The organism is Myroides profundi, from assembly GCF_000833025.1.
Taxonomy (GTDB): Bacteria; Bacteroidota; Bacteroidia; order Flavobacteriales; family Flavobacteriaceae; genus Flavobacterium; species Flavobacterium profundi_A.
In genome coordinates this window covers 3905260-3925036 of sequence record NZ_CP010817.1, presented here as the reverse complement: position 1 = coordinate 3925036, position 19777 = coordinate 3905260, and the positions used below count along the sequence as shown (strand labels likewise).

Here is a 19777-nt window from a genome sequence, read left to right as displayed (position 1 = left end):
AGATGAAAAAGTTACTAAATAGAATATTCAATAATTCCCGTTCCTTCAATAATGAAGACGGGAATTTTTGTCGAAAGGTGACTGAGATAGTTGGTGTAAAACCTGTAGAGCTATCTTATTATAAAATTGCATTCACTCATCGATCAATGAATAGATGTGATGAAGCAGGTCATCCCATTAACTATGAACGCTTAGAGTTCTTAGGTGATGCAATGTTAGGGTCTGTTATTGCTTCTTATTTATTTATAGAAGTTCCGAGTGGAGATGAGGGCTATTTGACTAAAATGCGTTCTAAAATCGTTAGTCGAGAAAATCTGAATCAGTTAGGTAAAGATTTGAAACTAATCTCGCATGTAGAAAGCAAGATGGGCAATCAGCAGTTCGGAGAGAATATACATGGTAATTTATTAGAAGCCATTATAGGGGCTATTTATCTAGATAGAGGTTACCCTGCGTGTGAGAAGTTTATCCATGAACAACTATTGAGTAAGGTATCTGATATCCAAGAGTTGGAAACAAAGATAACTAGCTATAAGAGCTTGCTAATCGAATGGTGTCAGAAGAGAAAGCATACGTTTAAATACGATACTTTTGAAGAAGACACGGCAGAAGAATTAAAGTACTTCGGTGTACGTCTGTTTATAGACGATAAACTCGTAGCTAAAGCGAGAGCTACATCTAAAAAGAAAGCAGAAGAAAAGGCATCACAACGTGCATACTTCGCATTTCAAGAACAGATAAAGCAATAATTTTTGTTAATTCCTTAACGTTTATATAATCTATTATGGTGAGGTTATACAAATATAGCTCGATAAAAGTTGTATATTTGTGTAACTAATTTCTTATATGGGTATAATAAAATATAAGCTTGAAGACTTTGATAGTGAGGATTATCGCTTGATCGCTATACATACTTCCAGAAAAGAAGATTATAAAGTAGTGTATTTTATTAATTCAATACTTGAAATTAATCTAGAACGAAGTAAGAGGGATGTAGACATCTTTACAGATGTGGGACATGCTTTTTTTTCATTCTATGAATATGATGACTTCGATCATCATGTGTATTGGAAGGTGGTAGCGAATAAAGCTTTTTTAATACCTGAGTCAGGATTAGATTCTCCCTTATTTGTCTCAGCCAATCATCCAGTAACAAAACAAGGGTATTTATTGCCCGAATTAAAGTCAGTCGATTATTTGATTAAGATAGAAGAAACTGATAGTCAGTTTGAAATTGGTACAATCATTGATCGGTTGAATTCAGTAAAAATTATATCTGCAGCTTATGAGATAAAGCAAGAGATATTAAAAAATAAAACGAACTTAATTTTTTAAAAATATGTTAGCACAAAAAAAGACGAAAATCGTAGCAACGTTAGGACCAGCATCTAGTACGAGAGAGGTATTACATGATATGATTAAAGCTGGTGTAAATGTTTTTAGAATCAACTTTTCACATGCTGATTATAAAGATGTTCAAGAGAAAGTAAATATAATCCGTGATCTAAATAAGGAATTTGGATATACTACTTCTATTTTAGGTGACTTACAAGGTCCTAAATTAAGAGTAGGTGTGATGTCTGAAGACGTTATCGTGAATCCTGGTGATGTGATTACATTCTCTACGAAAGAAGAGTTTAAAGGTGACGCAGAACGCGTATACATGAATTATAAAAAATTCCCAACTGACGTTAACGCAGGAGAGAGAATTTTATTAGACGATGGTAAACTTATCTTTGATGTAGTAGAAACTAATGGAGAAGATGAAGTAAAAACTGTAGTTGTACAAGGTGGACCACTTAAATCTAAAAAAGGGGTTAACTTACCAATGACGAAAGTATCATTACCAGCGTTAACGGAAAAAGATATTAGAGATGCTATTTTTGCTTGTGAGTTACAAGTAGACTGGATCGCATTATCTTTCGTTCGTACACCTGAAGATTTAATGGACTTACAGAACTTGATTAAAGAACATTCTGATCACAAGATTCCAATCATTGCTAAAATTGAAAAGCCTGAGGCAGTAAAGAATATTAAGAAGTTAGTAGCGTACTGTGATGGTCTAATGGTAGCACGTGGAGATCTAGGTGTTGAGATTCCTGCTCAAGAGGTTCCATTGATCCAAAAAGAATTAGTTCACGTAGCTAAGAATGCTAGAATCCCTGTAATCATCGCTACACAGATGATGGAGACGATGATTTCTAGTCTTACGCCTACTAGAGCTGAGGTAAATGACGTAGCAAACTCTGTAATGGACGGTGCTGATGCTGTAATGTTATCAGGAGAGACTTCTGTAGGAGCATACCCAGTACAAGTAATCGAGAAAATGACACAGATTATTCAAAGTGTTGAGACTTCTCCATTAATTAAAGTACCACAAAGTCCACCTACAATCAAAACAAATCGTTATATCACTAAAAATATTTGTTACCACGCTGCTTTAATGGCGAATGATATCGAAGCTAAGGCTATCTGTACATTGACAAATAGTGGTTATACAGCCTTCCAAATTTCGGCTTGGAGACCAAATAGTAATATATTAGTATTCTCATCTAATCGTCGTATTATTACTCAATTAAACTTGTTATGGGGAGTTCAGGCTTTCTACTACGATAAATATGTGAGCACTGATGAGACTATTGAGGATATCAATGCTATGGTAAAAGATAAAGGATTAGCAGAGACAGGAGATATGGTTATCAACTTAGCAGCTATGCCAATTATCGAAAAAGGTATGGTGAATACACTAAGAATATCTGAGGTACAATAATTATCGTACTTCCACAATATAGAAAGCTCAGGACATGGTTCTGAGCTTTTTTGTTTGCCCAAGAGCACTATAGTGTATAATGAATAAAGAAGCTGGGATTAAGGCATAAAAAAAGCTCCATTGCTGGAGCTTTTAATAGTTTGTAATGAGGTGCAAAAATTAATTATTTTGCCTCTGCGTATCTTCTTGCTACTTCCGCCCAGTTGATAACATTAAAGAAAGCATTAATGTAGTCAGGACGACGGTTTTGGTAGTTTAAGTAATAAGCGTGTTCCCAAACATCCATTCCTAAGATTGGAGTTCCTCCACAAGCAACACCAGGCATTAATGGGTTGTCTTGGTTAGGAGTACCACATACTTCTAATTTACCATCTTTAACACATAACCAAGCCCATCCAGACCCGAATTGTGTAGCACCAGCTTTAGCGAAAGCATCTTTAAAGTTTTCGAAAGATCCGAAAGCAGTATTGATTGCGTCAGCTAACTCACCTGTAGGTAAACCACCTCCGTTAGGAGTCATTACTGTCCAGAATAAGTTGTGGTTATAGAAACCACCACCGTTGTTACGAACAGCTCCATTAGACATGTCTAAGTTAGCAAGGATATCTTCGATAGTTTTTCCTTCTAAAGCTGTTCCAGCGATAGCTGCGTTTAAGTTAGTAGTATAAGCATTATGATGTTTTGTATGGTGGATTTCCATCGTACGTGCATCAATATGTGGTTCCAATGCATCGTATGCATATGGTAATTTTGGTAATTCGAAAGCCATAATTCGTATTATTTAAAGATTAATATTAATTTTATTTCAAATTTAAACAAATAAAGCCTAATATGGAAGGTTTGTAATGTTTAATATAAGTTAATAAATAGAACCTACTTCATGCTTGATAAGCCTTCATTCTCAATATATAACGCGTCTGCTGGGTCTGGAAAAACCCATACTTTAGTTAAGGAATATCTTAAGATTTTACTCCTTGATAAGCAAGATGACGCCTATAAAAAGATACTTGCTATTACTTTTACGAATAAAGCTGTAGCAGAAATGAAGACTCGTGTTGTATCTTGTCTAAATGCTTTTTCTAAAGAAGAACTAGATCCTAAATATGGAAGTATCTTTAATCAAGTACAAGAAGAAACAGAATTAGAGGAAGGATTTATAAGAGCGAAGTCAGGACGTATTATCAGAAGTATTATTCACAACTATGCTTCTTTTGATATCTCTACGATAGACAAGTTTACCCATAAGGTTATTCGCTCTTTTGCTTTTGATTTAGAACTGCCGATGACTTTTGAGGTTTCGTTAGATTCAGATGAATTGTTACAAGAGGCAGTGGACGCAGTAATCGCAAAAGCTGGTGTGGATAGTGAATTGACAGATTTGTTGATTGATTTTTCTATTGATAAAGCAGATAATGATAAGAGCTGGGATATCACGAGAGAACTTAAAGAAGTAGGAGCTTTACTATTAAATGAAAATAATAGAGAAGAAATAGCGTTGTTCTCTGAGCATACTTTACAAGACTTTGTAAAGGTGAGAGATTTTCTTCGCGAAGAGATTAAAAAGATTACAGCAGAGAGCATTGTTCTAGGGCAGAGTATAATGGACTTAATAGAGTCTAAAGGAATGGATAAAACTTCGTTCTCAGGACAGTATTTCGTCAAGCATATAGAGAATGTGATTCAAGATACTGTTGGTACAACTAAGCGTTATCACGAATTTGATGATATTAAAATAAAGAAGACTGCTAAAGATGTTGAGTTAATCGAAGCTTTTATACCAGATTTTCTAAAGGTGTTAGCGCAGGTATATGATTTGTATTCTCGTAGAGCTTTTTATACAGCATTCTTGAAAAACCTTACTCCTCTATCACTGTTAAGTACTATAGGACAAGAGATGGATAAGATTCAAGAAGAGCAGAATATATTGTCGATCACTCAGTTTAATGCGATTATTCACAATGAAATACAGAATCAACCAGCCCCATTTATTTATGAGCGTTTAGGAGAGCGATATCATCACTTTTTTATAGACGAGTTTCAGGATACATCAGAAATGCAATGGCAGAACTTGGTACCACTGATTGATAATGCATTAGCAGGAGAAGATCATACAGGAACTAAGGGAAGCCTGATGATAGTAGGTGACCCTAAACAGTCTATCTATAGATGGCGCGGAGGAAAGGCAGAACAATTTATCGCCTTGAGCAAGGATGAGAATCCCTTTGCTAATCCTGATAAACAGACTGTGAACCTTGGTCGTAATTATCGAAGTTATGCTGAGGTCATTCAATTTAATAATAGATTTTTTAAGGATGTCTCTCGTAACTTTATTAACGAGGATTATAAAGATCTATATGAGAATAATAGTTATCAAGAGGTTAATAGTAAAGCTGGTGGGTATGTAAATATTGAATTCTTACAAAAGGATGAAGGAGAAGAGGCTGAAGAGAAGAATATGCAATATGCGCAAGCTACGCTGAATACTATACAAGGTGTTTTAGAGCAGGGGTTTGATCTGAAAGATATTGTTATTCTAACACGTAAGAGAGATCACGGTGTGCTATTAGCAAATTACTTAACGGAGAATGGACTAGAGATACTTTCTTCTGATTCGTTATTGATTAACAATGCTAGTGAGGTAAGGTTAATCATTAATGTACTGAAGTTCTTAAAGACAGAGCGCGATCTAGAAGCAAAGATGATGATGCTGTACTATGTAAGTGGTAAGCAAAGTGATTTGACAAAGAAACACGACTTTATAAAAGCGGGACTTTCTTTTGAGACTGAGTTAGAATTAGAAGCTTGGTTAGTAGACCACAATGTGCCTATCTCATTTGAGGCTTGTCGCTCGAAGTCATTGTACGATGCTGTAGAGGCTATTGTTTTAGCTTTTTTACCAGATAAGAGTGCTAGTTCTTATGTTTTGTATTTCTTAGACTTGGTATTAGAAAAGTCTTTAAAGAATCAATTTGGGATTAGTGACTTCTTAGAGTATTGGAATACAAACTATCACAAGTTTAGCATACCGACACCTGAAGGTAGAAATGCTGTGCAGATTATGACGATACACAAATCTAAGGGGTTAGAATTTCCAATCGTTATATTTCCTTTTGCAGAAGAGGATTTCACACGCCCTAGTCGTGATAAACTATGGGTGAATATAGAGACGGATAAAGATCAGATAATGTTCCCCAAAGCTTTGGTTGACTCTAAGAAGGAAGTGGTGGAATATGGTGAGTATGCTCAACTTCTGTACGAGAAAAAAGAACAAGAGATGTTGCTGGATAATGTAAATGTTCTTTATGTAGCATTGACTAGAGCTGAAGAACAGTTATATATTATTAGTTATAAAAACGTAACAAGTAAGGGAGAGTTTAGAAATAATTTATCTAAACTATTCTTAGAGTTTTTAGTAACAGAAGGTGTTTATAGTGACGTAGATTTAGTCTATGGATTTGGAGAGAAGGTAAAGGTTTCTAAAAGTAAAGAGGTTATTACGGATGAAGTGAATAAAATGATTCTTCCTGTAAAGAGTGTATTGGATTTTGAAGCGATCAAAATTGCACAGAGGGAAGCTTTGATGTGGGATTCTCATAACCAAAAAGCGATAGAGTATGGTAACTTAGTCCATAAACTGATGTCGTTTATAACAGATTATCGCGATGTAGATGCTGTGGTAAGAGAAGGACTAGAAAAGGGATTGATACAGGAGGATGCAAAGGAGCGTTTTAAAGAAATTATTCAACGTATCGTGAGTAACCCTGATTTAGAGATTTTCTTTAGAGAAGATAATATTGTATTTAACGAACGAGTAATCATAGGGCCTTATCAGCGCAATACTATACCTGATAGAGTAGTGGTAAGAGGGAGACAGGCTTATATATTAGATTATAAAACAGGTAAAGAAGAAGAGAAATACAAAGACCAGGTGAAGGCTTATGGACAGTCTTTAGTGGAAATGGGTTATGAAGTCGTTAAAATGGTGTTGCTATATACAGGGGAGAACTTAAATATAATACATTTGTAGAAGAGTATAAATTGTTTAAAACTTAAAATATTATGTACGGAAAGATTAAAGATCATCTTCAGAATGAATTAAAGTCAATAGAGGATAACGGATTATTTAAAAAGGAGAGAATTATTACTTCGCCACAAGGTGCAGAGATTACTGTTTCTACAGGGGATAAAGTTTTAAACTTTTGTGCAAACAATTATTTAGGATTGTCATCACATCCAGAAGTAATTCAAGCAGCAAAAGATACATTAGATACCCATGGATTCGGAATGTCTTCAGTGCGTTTTATTTGTGGAACACAAGATATACACAAGAAATTAGAAGCTACTATTGCTGATTTCTATGGAACAGAAGATACTATTCTTTATGCAGCAGCTTTTGATGCTAATGGAGGAGTATTCGAACCATTATTAGGAGCAGAAGATGCAATTATCTCTGATAGCTTAAACCACGCTTCAATTATTGATGGAGTGCGTTTATGTAAAGCAGCTCGTTATCGTTATGAAAATAACAATATGGCTGAATTAGAAGAACAATTAATCAAAGCGAATGAGGCTGGTCACCGTTTTAAAATCATTGTAACGGATGGTGTATTCTCAATGGATGGTCTAGTAGCACCATTAGATAAAATATGTGATTTAGCTGATAAGTATGATGCTTTAGTAATGGTAGACGAATGTCATGCTGCTGGATTTATCGGAGCTACAGGTAAAGGAACATTAGAAGCTAAGAACGTAATGGGACGTGTGGATATCATCACAGGAACCTTAGGTAAAGCTTTAGGTGGTGCAATGGGAGGATATACTACAGGTAAAAAAGAAATTATTGAATTATTAAGACAACGTTCTAGACCATATTTATTCTCTAACTCTTTAGCACCAATGATTGTTGGAGCTTCTATTAAAGTATTTGAAATTTTAAAACACGATACTTCATTACGCGATAAGTTAGAGTGGAATACAAACTACTTTAAAGATGGAATGAAAAAGGCAGGTTTTGATATTATTGATGGTGATTCTGCTATTGTACCAGTAATGTTATACGATGCTAAATTATCACAAGTAATGGCAGATAGACTTTTAGAAAAAGGAGTTTATGTAACAGGATTCTTCTTCCCTGTGGTGCCAAAAGATAAGGCGAGAATCCGTGTACAATTATCAGCTGCACATACTCAAGAACATTTAGACAAAGCTATCGCTGCATTTACAGAAGTAGGTAAAGAGCTAAAAGTTATTCAATAAAAAAGGTTAATTCAATAAAAAGTACTATTCTTAACGAAATTTTTTGTAAATATTGATTGATAATTGTACTTTTGCTAGATTATTACGGTAAAGTAAAAAATAAAAGTTATGAAACATTTCAACAAATTATTTGCAGCAGCAATTCTTTGTGCAGGGCTTTCAGCTCACGCGCAAGACGCTGACCATCCGTGGGCTGTAACTGTTGGAGCAAACGCAGTTGACACAAAAGTAAGTTCAGCTAAAGGTTTTGCACACAGAACAGGAGGATATTTTAAAACTGATAACTGGAATATCTTACCATCAGTATCTTACTTAAATGTAGCTAGATACTTAGGTGATGGATTCTCTTTAGGTTTAGTTGGGTCTGTTAATAAAATTGACAAATTCATTAAACCAGAAGCAGAAGGATATGAAAAGTACAACCCTGGAGATTTAACTTACTACGGAATTGACGCAGAAGTTAAATATAGCTTCAAAGAGATTTTGAAATCGAAAGTAGTTGATCCATTCATCTTAGTAGGTGGAGGTTATACTTTTATGGGAGATGCAAGTCAAGGAACTGTTAATGGAGGAGCTGGATTAAACTTCTGGTTTACTAAAAACGTTGCTTTAACTGTGCAATCTACTTATAAGCATTCATTCTCTGATTCTAGATTACCAGACGTAGGAGTTGCTTCACATATGCAACACTTTGCAGGTATTCGTTTCCAATTTGGAGGAAAAGATACTGACGGAGATGGAGTTTTAGACAAATATGACGAATGTCCAGAGATCCCTGGTTTAGCTGAGTTCAACGGATGTCCTGATACAGATGGAGACGGAATTCCAGATCATTTAGATGAGTGTCCAGACTTACCAGGTTTACCAGAATTCAACGGATGTCCTGATACAGACGGAGATGGTATTCCAGATAATAAAGACGAATGTCCAGAGATCCCTGGTTTAGCTGAGTTCAACGGATGTCCTGATACAGACGGAGACGGAGTGCCAGATAATAAAGATGAGTGTCCAGAAGTTCCTGGTCCAAAAGAAAACAATGGTTGTCCTTGGCCAGATAGAGACGGAGACGGAGTGCCTGATCATTTAGATAAATGTCCAGACGTACCTGGTCCAGCTTCTAACAACGGATGTCCTGAAGTTAAAGAAATTGAGCCTGAGAAAGTAAAACAGCTTAATGACTACGGAAAAACATTATTATTCCACACTGGAAAATATACTTTCCAAGATGGTTCTTACGCAGTGTTAGATAATATGGTTAAAATCATGAAAGAATACCCAACTGCTAATTTCCACATCGCTGGATATACTGACAGTACAGGATCTGACAGAATTAACTTACCATTATCTGATAACAGAGCTAACGCTGTAAAAGTTTACTTAATTGAAAAAGGAATCGATTCTGCTAGATTAACTTCTAAAGGATACGGATCTAAAGATCCAATCGCTTCTAACAAAACAGTTAAAGGACGTGAGTTAAACAGACGTGTTGAAATCCAATTAGCTAAATAATTGATTTAAAACACATAATCTATAGAAAACGCTTCGAGTAATCGGAGCGTTTTTTTTGTACCTTTATTTTATGAAATCAAATACTTTTTTAGATAAGCTGAGTGCGCAGATTTATGCCGATTTTCCTAATTCCATGGACAATTTGGTGATCGTTCTTCCTAATAAAAGAGCTAAGGTCTTTTTGTTAGAAAATTTAAAGAAGTATTACAGAAATAGTGTCTTCGCTCCTGAGATTATTAATATTGAGGATTTCATTCAACAAGTGTCTAAGATTAGAGGGATAGATTTGATAGAATTACTTTTTAAGTTTTATGTAGTTTATCAAGAAATAGAGGGGGGTAATGCACAGGATTTTGATCGCTTCTCGAGTTGGGCTAATATGTTGTTAAGTGACTTTAATGAAGTCGATCGTTACTTGTTGAATCCTGATTACGTGTTTTCATATTTAAAGAATATTGAGGACATTAAACACTGGTCTTTAGACCCTGAACAAAAGACAGACTTAATTGTAAATTATTTAGCTTTTTGGGAGCAGATACCTGTGTATTATAAAAAGTTCTATGAGGTTCTATTAGAAGAGGGTATCGGTTACCAAGGATTGATATATCGAGAAGCTGTTAAGTCTCATAAAGAGTACTTGAATAGCAATAATAAGGTGTTTTATTTTGCTGGGTTTAATGCATTAAATGCAGCAGAGGAGAAAATTATTCAACATTTTTTGTTAGAGAAGAGAGCTAAGGTGTTTTGGGATATTGATAAACATTTTATGGAAGATCCTTATCACGATGCAGCACTCTTTTTGAGACGTATAAAACGCAATTGGATACATTATCAATACAACCCTTTTGAGTGGATAGTAGATGAGTTTGGCAAAGAAAAGAATATACAAGTAATACAAACTCCTAAGAGTGTAGGGCAAGCAAAGATTGCTGGACAAATAGTAGAGGGACTTGGAGAGGAAGCTTCGAGATTAGAGAAGGTTGCCATTGTTTTAGGAGAGGAGAATTTGCTATTACCAGTATTGCATAGTCTGCCTTCTTCAGTATCAAGTTTGAATATCACAATGGGGTATAGTGGTAAGAGTAACCCTATTCAGATCTTATTGAACAAGATTTTTAAGATGCATTTGGCTGCTATACGACGCTCGAGTAAGCAATATGTGGTTTACTACAAGGAAATTTTAGATGTGCTGACTAATCCTGTATTAACGCAAATTATTGTTCCTGAAAAAGTTATTAAAGAGATTAATGATCGAAACCTTAGCTTCTTTAGTATAAATCGTTTTGCAGAGTGGATAGAGGATAGTGACTTTCCTGTTCGTAAGCTTGTTTTCGGTAGATGGAATGAACGGTCATCTGTTGAGGTTTTACAAAACCTTATTGAGATTGTACTGGCTATTAAGGATAGTTTAGATGATGAGGTACACAGTGATCGAATTAGTAAAACATTCTTGTATTCTACCTATCAGATGTTGAATAGGTTAGTTTCTTATTGTCAGAAATATGATTTTATACAAAGTTATGATACTTTATATTCGTTGTATAAACAAGTGATGGATATGTCTGAAGTATCTTTTGAGGGAGAACCTTTAGAAGGGCTACAGATAATGGGGGTGCTAGAGAGTCGTGTTTTGGATTTTGACACTGTTATTGTGACTTCTGTTAATGAAGGAAAGTTCCCGGCAGGTAAGTCAGTTAATTCCTTTATACCTTATGATGTAAAGAGAGAAATAGGTTTGCCAACGTATAAAGAGAAGGATGCTATTTATAGTTTTCACTTTTATCATCTCTTGTTAAGAGCAAAGAATATTTATCTTTTGTATAACTCTCAATCAGAGGGAATGGATGCCGGAGAAAAGAGTAGGTTCTTAACGCAGTTAGAAGTAGAACAGTTAGAGGCTCATGATGTGAAATATGTTACCTATTCAGCGGATTTACCCGAAAAAGCTAATGAGTTGATTCAGATTCCGAAGTCAGACCTTTTAAAAGAAGAGCTAAAGAATATTGCTACAACTAAAGGGTTTTCTCCATCAGCTTTATCTAATTATCTCCGCAATCCTATACAGTTTTATTTGCAACGTGTCTTAAGGATTAGAGAAGTGGAGGAAGTAGAGGAGAGTGTGGCTTTAAATACACTAGGGACTATTATACACAATTCTTTAGAGAATTTGTATAAACCCTTTAAAGGCGCTAGGCTTACAGTGGAGATTATTAACACCATAAAAACAAAAGCTGATGCAGAGGTACAATTACAGTTTGAAGAAGTGTACAACAGTGATAAGGAGAAGATAGGAAAGAACTTATTAGCTTTTGAAGTAGCCAAACGAAATGTGTATCATTTTCTAGAAGGAGAGATAGAAAAGATAAAAGAAGGAGATGATATTTTATTATTGGAGTTAGAGACGGAGCTTACTTTTACACTTGAAGATCCTAGATTACCTTATCCTATTAATCTATTTGGATTTGTAGATAGAATAGAGGAACGAAATGGTATAATCCGAGTTATTGATTATAAAAGTGGTAAAGTAGAGGCAAATGATGTTAAGTTAAGTACATGGGATGGACTTACACTTGATTTGAAAAATGATAAGATTATTCAGTTATTGTGTTATGCTTTAATGTATACGAAACACAATACAAGTCAATCTGTAGAAGCTGGTATTTATTCATTCAAGAATAGAAAAGGCGGGTTCTTATTTTTTGGAGTGAAAGAAGGAAGAGAGGTTGATCATGCTATTACAAATGATACATTAGCTCTATTCAAGGATGAATTAGTTGCCTTGTTGTTAGAGATACTAAATCCTGATGAGGATTTTATAGAAAAAGAGTTATAAAATAGGGAAGCTTTTGCTTCCCTATTTTTATTTTATCGTATTTTTTAGTGCTTCTAGTAGCTCTTCTTTAGCTTCAATCTGAAGTAGGTGTCCTCCGGTGATAACAGTTAAATCTGATTCGGTATTTTCAACTTCTTTAGTAATTTCTTCAATAGAAAGAACAGGATCAGCATTACCTACAATCATACTTATAGGATATGGGGCAAAATGGAGTAGAACTTCTCTGTCATTTCTTGATTTCATTCCTTCTACAGCTGCTAGTATACCTTGTTTAGGTGTTCTAAGAGCAGTGTCTAAGTGTTCTTGTACTTCTTTAGCGTGAGTAATTTTAGTATCTTCTAAAAAGGTATTGTTAATTGCCATGGTAACAAAGAGCTCGCTATTTTTTTTAATTACTTCAGTTGCTCTGTCTCTATTAATTTGCCTTTCTGGGCTGTCAGCTCTGGTAGTAGATGAAACTAATATTATTTTCTTTACATTATCAGGATATAATTCTCCGAAGGCTAGTGATACATAACCTCCCATAGAATGACCTATTAGTGTTACCTTTTTTAGATTTAAAGAATTTGTTATTGTAAAAACAGCATCAGCCATATCTTCCATACTGTGTATGTAACCAATACAGCCTGATTCACCATGTCCTAAAAGATCTATAGCAATAACTCTATATTTCTTTGAAAAATAGTCAAGGTAATAGTTCCACATTTTACTATCCTCTAGAAATCCGTGTAGAAAGATTAAGGCACTTCCTTTTCCTTTGTCAGTATATGATAAATTGGTGTTTTTATATAGAATTTTTGTAGTAGCCATTCTTTAATTTTGTTGCAAATGTATGATATAGTATGACTTTGTCAAATCTTTTAACATTCAACAGAGCTATAGGTATTACAGTTATATTAAACCAGTCTAAATAACATAAAAGATTATCTTTGCATTTCTAATTTCAAAATATTTATTAAAATGAAAAAAATAGTTGGTGCGTTTTTGTTGTTATGCGGAATAACTTATGGACAATCAGGATTGCCTTATCAGATCTATACTAATAAGGGTAAAAAGGTTTCTTATGAGAAGATGATAAAATCACTTAGTAAAAGTGAGGTTGTTTTATTCGGAGAGTTTCACAATAATTCATTAGGACATTGGTTACAATTACAAGTAACAGAATCTTTAGGAGATAAAAGAGAGTTGACTCTAGGAGCAGAGATGTTTGAAGCAGATAACCAAGAAGGGTTGACTAAATATGTAAAAGGAAATAGTACAGAAGAGCAGTTTCAAGAAGAAGTGAGACTTTGGAATAATTATAAAACTGATTATAGACCATTAGTAGAATATGCTAAAGAAAATAAAATAGATTTTATTGCGACTAATGTACCTAGACGATATGCGAGTCTATTGTTTAAAAAAGGGACTGCTGCATTAGATACTTTAAGTGTACAAGAGAAGAGTTGGATTGCACCATTGCCATTTCCTTATGACGCTAATTTGCCTGGATATAAGAATATGATGGCGATGTTTGAGGATCATAAGGATGAGAATTTACCGAAGGCGCAAGCAATTAAGGATGCTACTATGGGACACTTTATTGTTCAAAATTTAAAACCAAACCATTTATTCTTGCACTATAATGGTTCTTATCACAGTAATAATTATGAAGGGATAGTATGGTATCTAAATCAATATAGACCTTCATTGAAGATTGCTACTATTACAATGGTAGAGAGTGATAATGTAGGTCATTTCGAATATGATAATTTAGACTTGGCTAACTTTATTATTGTTATAGATGCGAATATTTTAAAATCATTTTAACGCTTTACTATAAAAAACCTTTTTTTTTCTTAAAAAAAATCTCAATTGGTCTATTTTAGTGAATTAGCATTGTTTTATTCTTTGTTTATATCGAGTATAAATAGAAGGGCAGGCTTTGTTGATAACGTTAAGAAGGTGTATTTTTGAGAGATTTTTTCAAGAAAAACAATTAAAATTACATTATGGCAAAATCTGCACTTTTAAAGTCATCCTTAGCTAAGAAATATTGGATGGCTCTTACAGGGTTATTTTTATGCTTGTTTTTAGTAGGTCACTTGGCGGGAAACCTTCAATTGATATTTGGTGACGCTTCTGCATTTAACGAGTATGCGTTATTTATGACTACTAATCCAGCAGTAAAAGTATTATCTTATGTTACGTATATTTCAATCCTTTTCCACGCGATTGATGGTATCGTTTTAACGATTCAAAACAAAAAAGCACGTCCAATCGGATATGCAAAAAACAATGCTGCTTCTAATAGCTCATTTTCTTCAAGAAATATGGCGGTATTAGGAACTTTACTTTTAGTATTCATCGTGACTCACATGGCTAACTTCTGGGCTAAAATGCACTTTAGTGAAATGCCTTTACAAACTGTAGAAGTAAAAGTAGAGGGTCAAGATCCTGTAGTAGTATATAAAACAGTACAAGAGCAAGCTATCCCAGTAAACGCTGTTGAAATGGGACAGATAGAAGTAAAAGGTACTAAGTTTTATCAAGCAGGTACTGACTTAAAGATTGCTGATGGATATAAAGATTTACATAAAATTACAATTGAGTTCTTCCAAAACGAAAGTACTGGATTAATTGCTACAATTGCTTATGTACTTGCTATGGTGGTTTTAGGATTCCACTTATCTCATGGATTTGGTAGTGCATTCCAATCTTTAGGAGCTAATAATCCTAAATATAAGGGAGTACTTAAAGGGCTTAGCTTCTTAATTGCGTATGTTGTACCTGCGCTATTTGCTATCATCCCATTATATATTCATTTTATTAAATAGTCCTAAAGAAATTGATCATGAAATTAGATTCTAAAATACCTAATGGACCACTTGATAAAAAATGGTCTGACTATAAAAATCATATTAAATTAGTTAACCCAGCAAATAAACGTAACATTGATGTTATCGTTGTAGGAACTGGATTAGCAGGTGGTTCTGCTGCTGCTACATTAGCTGAGTTAGGATATAACGTAAAAGCTTTTTGTTATCAAGATTCACCTCGTCGTGCGCACTCTATTGCTGCTCAAGGGGGGATCAACGCTTCTAAGAACTACCAAGGGGATGGTGACTCAGTTTACAGATTATTTTATGATACTGTAAAAGGAGGAGACTACCGTGCACGTGAAGCAAACGTTTACCGTTTAGCTGAAGTTTCTGAAAATATTATTGACCAATGTGTAGCTCAAGGTGTACCTTTTGCACGTGAGTACGGAGGTTTATTAGATAACCGTTCTTTTGGTGGGGTGCAAGTATCTCGTACTTTCTACGCTAAAGGACAAACTGGACAACAGTTATTGTTAGGAGCATATTCTGCTATGAACCGTCAAATCGGTCGTGGTAAAATCCAAATGTATAACCGTCATGAGATGTTAGACATCGTTAAAGTTGATGGTAAAGCAAGAGGTATTATCGCTCGTAACTTAATCAATGGAGAGATAGAACGTCACTCTGCTCACGCTGTAGTTATCTGTACAGGTGGATATGGTAACGTATTCTTCTTATCTACAAATGCAATGGGTTCTAACGTTACTGCTGCTTGGAAAGCACACAAACGTGGAGCATTCTTCGCTAACCCTTGTTATACACAAATTCACCCAACTTGTATTCCTGTAACTGGTGACCACCAATCAAAGCTTACTTTGATGTCTGAGTCATTACGTAACGATGGACGTATTTGGGTTCCTGCAAAAATGGAAGATGCTGTAGCAATTAGAGAAGGTAGATTAAAACCAACTCAAATCGCTGAAGAAGATAGAGATTACTATTTAGAAAGAAGATACCCATCATTCGGTAACTTAGTACCTCGTGACGTTGCGTCTCGTGCTGCTAAAGAAAGATGTGATGCTGGATATGGAGTTAATGCTACAGGTGAAGCTGTATACTTAGACTTCGCTTCTGCTATTGACCGTTATGGTAAAGAGCAAGCTCGTATTCAACACTTAGATGAAAACGATGCTAAGCTAGTTTACAAATTAGGTAAAGATGTAGTTGAAAATAAATATGGTAACTTATTCCAAATGTACGAGAAGATCGTAGATGAGGATCCATATACAACTCCGATGATGATTTATCCTGCAGTTCACTATACAATGGGTGGATTATGGGTAGATTACAATTTAATGTCTACTATCGAAGGATGTTATATCCTAGGTGAGGCTAACTTCTCTGATCACGGTGCTAACCGTCTTGGAGCTTCTGCATTAATGCAAGGTTTAGCTGATGGATACTTCGTATTACCATATACTATCGGAGATTATTTAGCTAATGATATTCGTACTGGAACTATCCCAACAGATTTACCAGAGTTCGAAGCTGCTGAGAAAAATGTTCGTGATATCATTGACCATTTAATGAACAATAAAGGAACACATTCTGTTGACCACTTCCACAAGAAGCTTGGAAAAATTATGTGGGATAAAGTAGGAATGGCTCGTAACGCAAAAGGTTTAACTGAAGCTATGGCTGAGATTGCTGAGTTAAGAGCAGAGTTCTATAAAGATGTGAAAGTATCAGGTACTGCAGAGAGCTTTAACCAAGAGTTAGAGAAAGCTTTAAGAGTAGCTGACTTCTTAGAATTAGGTGAATTATTCGCTAAAGATGCTTTACACCGTGAAGAATCTTGTGGAGGTCACTTCCGTGAAGAGCACCAAACTGAGGATGGAGAAGCAAAACGTGATGATGAGAACTTCGCATACGTTGCTGCTTGGGAATACAAAGGAAACCCAAGTGATGCAGTGCTTCACAAAGAAGACTTAGTTTATGAAAACATTAAATTGGTAACTCGTAGTTATAAATAATATTGAGACTTAGGTCTTCGGACCTAGTCTTTTTGTAAAAATTCGACACAAATGAATCTTACACTTAAAATATGGCGTCAATCAAACGCTAAAGTACAAGGAAAAATGGTTGATTATAAAATCAACGATGTTTCTCCTGATATGTCTTTCTTAGAAATGCTTGATGTATTAAACAATGAGTTAATCGAGAAAGGTGATGATCCAGTAGCTTTCGACCATGACTGTCGTGAGGGTATCTGTGGTATGTGTTCTTTATTTATTAATGGTGAAGCTCACGGACCAGACAGAGGTATTACTACATGTCAGTTACACATGAGAAAGTTCAAAGATGGTGATACGATCTATATCGAGCCATTTAGAGCTAAAGCTTTCCCAGTAATTAAAGACTTAGTAGTTGACCGTACTGCTTTTGATAAAATTCAACATGCAGGTGGTTTCGTATCTGTAAATACTTCAGGTAATACACAAGATGCTAACGCTATTCCAATTCCTAAACATGATGCTGACCGTGCATTTGACGCAGCTACTTGTATTGGATGTGGTGCTTGTGTGGCTACATGTAAAAACTCTTCTGCTATGTTATTCGTATCTGCAAAAGTTTCTCAATTTGCTTTGTTACCACAAGGTAAAGTAGAAGCAGCTGATCGTGTACTTAATATGGTAGCTGAGATGGATGCTTTAGGATTCGGTAACTGTACTAATACAGGAGCATGTGAGGTAGAATGTCCTAAAGGAATTTCTTTAGAGAACATCGCTCGTATGAACAGAGAATACTTAAAAGCAAGCTTGAAATAATAGTTTTTCTTGAAATAAATGAAAAAGCAGATATAGAGATATATCTGCTTTTTTTATTTTTGTACTCTAATTTTTGGGCAAGAGAATTTGAGTTATGAAGAGAAATATTTCGATAAAACGCAGAGTATATAATTTACTGAATAATGATTCTAATTCATTTGAAAGTAAGATTGTTCAGGGAGGAATCATTATCTTGATATTACTGAATGCTATCTCATTAATCTTTGAATCAATTCCTGAATTTAGAGAAGAGTATAGTTCTTTTTTCTCTTCGTTTAATTTGTTCTCGGTTGCTTTCTTCTCGATAGAGTATGTACTGAGAATGTGGTCTATTACCTGTGATAAGCGATTTAACCAACCTTTTTTAGGAAGGTTAAAATATGCTTTTACTTCTATGCATTTAATAGATTTATGTGCGGTGTTACCTTTTTATCTAGCCTTTGTACATGTGGATCTCCGTATCATAAGATTAATGCGTGTGTTTAGATTATTACGAGTATTCAAGATTACCCGTTATGTATCAGCATTGGCTCTTGTGGTCAATGTATTTAAGAGAAAAGCGAGTGAGTTAGCGATTGCCGCATTTATGTTGATCTTTTTATTGTTGATAGCTTCTACGGCTATTTATTATGCAGAGAACCCTTCTCAGCCCGAAGCTTTTTCTAGTATACCAGACTCAATGTGGTGGTCTGTTATTACGATTTGTACTGTAGGTTATGGAGATATCTATCCTGTAACTGTGATAGGAAAGCTAATAGGAGGGGTGCTTGCTGTTATTGGAATAGGCTTTTTTGCTTTACCTACAGGTATTATCTCATCAGGCTTTTCAGAGATCTTGGCAGAAAGGAAAGAGAAGAAGTTATTGGCATTACAAAAAACGAATGTTTCTAGTTGTAATTGCCCGTGTTGTGGTAGACCTCAAGAAGAGAAGTAAGAATTATTGCTTATTTTTGGAGTATAATCTAAATATCGTAGTGTAATGAAAGTTGCCATGTTACAATCGCCATTGGTATGGGAGGATATAGAAGCGAATAAAGAACATTTTTTAGAGAAGCTTAATGCTATAGAACAAGATACAGATTTGGTAGTTTTACCTGAGATGTTTGTGTCAGGCTTTACAATGAAGCCTGAGCGCGTTTTCTTGACTATGGAAGACGAATATATCACCAAGTTACAATCGTTGTGTAAAAAGCATCTATATGCGCTTACAGGAAGTATTGTTATTAAAGAAGGAGAAGACTACTATAATAGAATGTTCTTTATCTCTGATGAAGGTGAGATCAGTACTTATGATAAACGACACTTATTCTCATTAGCAGGAGAAGAAAAGATATATAAAGCAGGGGTAGACAGATTAATAGTTAACTATAGGGGTTGGAATATATGTCCTTTAGTTTGTTATGACCTAAGATTCCCTGTTTTTAGTAGAAATAATGACGGAGTATATGATTTATTAATCTATGTAGCTAGTTGGCCAGATCAGCGTATTTATGCATGGGACTCTCTGCTAAAGGCACGTGCTATCGAGAATATGAGTTATTTGGTGGCTGTAAATAGATGTGGAAGTGATGAAAATGAAAATATTTATTCAGGTCATTCACAAACTTTAGATATGTTAGGAGGCTACTTAGTAGAACCATTGAAGGGGGAACAAGTAGTATATGTAACCTTAGATAAAGCAAAACAAGATAAAATAAGAAAGAGTTTCGGTGTACTTAGAGATGCTGATTCATTTACTATCCTATAAATAAAATAAGGCTCTTAGTTTTTATGCTAAGAG

Annotated in this window: 15 protein-coding genes; 13 read left to right on the top strand and 2 right to left on the bottom strand. The window is 34.9% G+C overall.

All coding sequences use genetic code 11. The features are described 5' to 3' along the window. Positions 1 to 2 precede the first annotated feature (2 nt). The 3 genes from rnc (at position 3) to pyk (ending at position 2770) form a co-directional block, all read left to right on the top strand. Complete coding sequence (rnc, locus tag MPR_RS17375; protein ID WP_041894805.1) at positions 3 to 749, top strand: ribonuclease III; 747 nt, start codon at positions 3 to 5, stop codon at positions 747 to 749. Positions 750 to 846: 97 nt separating this feature from the next. Continuing rightward, positions 847 to 1335 (top strand): IPExxxVDY family protein, encoded by a 489-nt coding sequence (locus MPR_RS17370; protein WP_006259881.1) that lies wholly within the window; start codon positions 847 to 849, stop codon positions 1333 to 1335. 4 nt (positions 1336 to 1339) lie between these two features. Continuing rightward, positions 1340 to 2770: a pyruvate kinase gene (gene pyk, locus MPR_RS17365; protein ID WP_041894801.1), complete on the top strand. Its 1431-nt coding sequence runs from the start codon at positions 1340 to 1342 to the stop codon at positions 2768 to 2770. 163 nt (positions 2771 to 2933) lie between these two features. Here pyk and MPR_RS17360 read toward each other — a convergent pair whose 3' ends face one another. Then, entirely contained in the window at positions 2934 to 3539 is a 606-nt protein-coding gene (locus MPR_RS17360) for a superoxide dismutase (RefSeq protein WP_041894799.1), read from the bottom strand. A 111-nt stretch (positions 3540 to 3650) separates the two neighbouring features. Here MPR_RS17360 and MPR_RS17355 point away from each other — a divergent pair, with 111 nt between their 5' ends. From MPR_RS17355 to MPR_RS17340, 4 genes are all read left to right on the top strand, one after another. After that, on the top strand, positions 3651 to 6797 hold the full coding sequence (locus tag MPR_RS17355; RefSeq protein WP_041894797.1) for a UvrD-helicase domain-containing protein: 3147 nt from the start codon (positions 3651 to 3653) through the stop codon (positions 6795 to 6797). Between the two features lie 32 nt (positions 6798 to 6829). Continuing rightward, the gene (gene kbl / locus MPR_RS17350; protein ID WP_006259877.1) at positions 6830 to 8026 is read left to right on the top strand and encodes a glycine C-acetyltransferase; all 1197 of its coding nucleotides are present in this window, start codon (positions 6830 to 6832) and stop codon (positions 8024 to 8026) included. A 108-nt stretch (positions 8027 to 8134) separates the two neighbouring features. After that, positions 8135 to 9535 (top strand): OmpA family protein, encoded by a 1401-nt coding sequence (locus MPR_RS17345; RefSeq protein ID WP_041894794.1) that lies wholly within the window; start codon positions 8135 to 8137, stop codon positions 9533 to 9535. 70 nt (positions 9536 to 9605) lie between these two features. Then, positions 9606 to 12368, top strand: coding sequence for a PD-(D/E)XK nuclease family protein (locus MPR_RS17340; RefSeq protein ID WP_041894791.1), 2763 nt, complete (start codon positions 9606 to 9608; stop codon positions 12366 to 12368). Positions 12369 to 12395: 27 nt separating this feature from the next. On the opposite strand, the gene MPR_RS17335 is transcribed toward MPR_RS17340, so the two are convergent. Continuing rightward, positions 12396 to 13178, bottom strand: coding sequence for an alpha/beta fold hydrolase (locus tag MPR_RS17335; protein ID WP_041894787.1), 783 nt, complete (start codon positions 13176 to 13178; stop codon positions 12396 to 12398). Between the two features lie 150 nt (positions 13179 to 13328). On the opposite strand from MPR_RS17335, the gene MPR_RS17330 reads away from it, so the two are divergent. The 6 genes from MPR_RS17330 (at position 13329) to MPR_RS17305 (ending at position 19744) form a co-directional block, all read left to right on the top strand. After that, a complete protein-coding gene (locus tag MPR_RS17330) occupies positions 13329 to 14177 on the top strand; it encodes a ChaN family lipoprotein (RefSeq protein ID WP_041894785.1) in 849 nt (282 codons plus the stop codon). Between the two features lie 182 nt (positions 14178 to 14359). Continuing rightward, positions 14360 to 15184 carry a succinate dehydrogenase cytochrome b subunit gene (locus MPR_RS17325; RefSeq protein ID WP_006259872.1) on the top strand — a complete coding sequence of 275 codons (825 nt, stop codon included), beginning with the start codon at positions 14360 to 14362 and terminating at the stop codon, positions 15182 to 15184. 17 nt (positions 15185 to 15201) lie between these two features. Further along, positions 15202 to 17202: a fumarate reductase/succinate dehydrogenase flavoprotein subunit gene (locus MPR_RS17320; RefSeq protein ID WP_041894783.1), complete on the top strand. Its 2001-nt coding sequence runs from the start codon at positions 15202 to 15204 to the stop codon at positions 17200 to 17202. 51 nt (positions 17203 to 17253) lie between these two features. Beyond that, complete coding sequence (locus MPR_RS17315; protein ID WP_041894780.1) at positions 17254 to 17997, top strand: succinate dehydrogenase/fumarate reductase iron-sulfur subunit; 744 nt, start codon at positions 17254 to 17256, stop codon at positions 17995 to 17997. 94 nt (positions 17998 to 18091) lie between these two features. After that, positions 18092 to 18931: an ion transporter gene (locus tag MPR_RS17310; protein WP_041894778.1), complete on the top strand. Its 840-nt coding sequence runs from the start codon at positions 18092 to 18094 to the stop codon at positions 18929 to 18931. Positions 18932 to 18976: 45 nt separating this feature from the next. Further along, positions 18977 to 19744, top strand: a complete 768-nt coding sequence (locus tag MPR_RS17305; RefSeq protein WP_041894776.1) for a nitrilase family protein — start codon at positions 18977 to 18979, stop codon at positions 19742 to 19744. Positions 19745 to 19777: the final 33 nt, after the last annotated feature.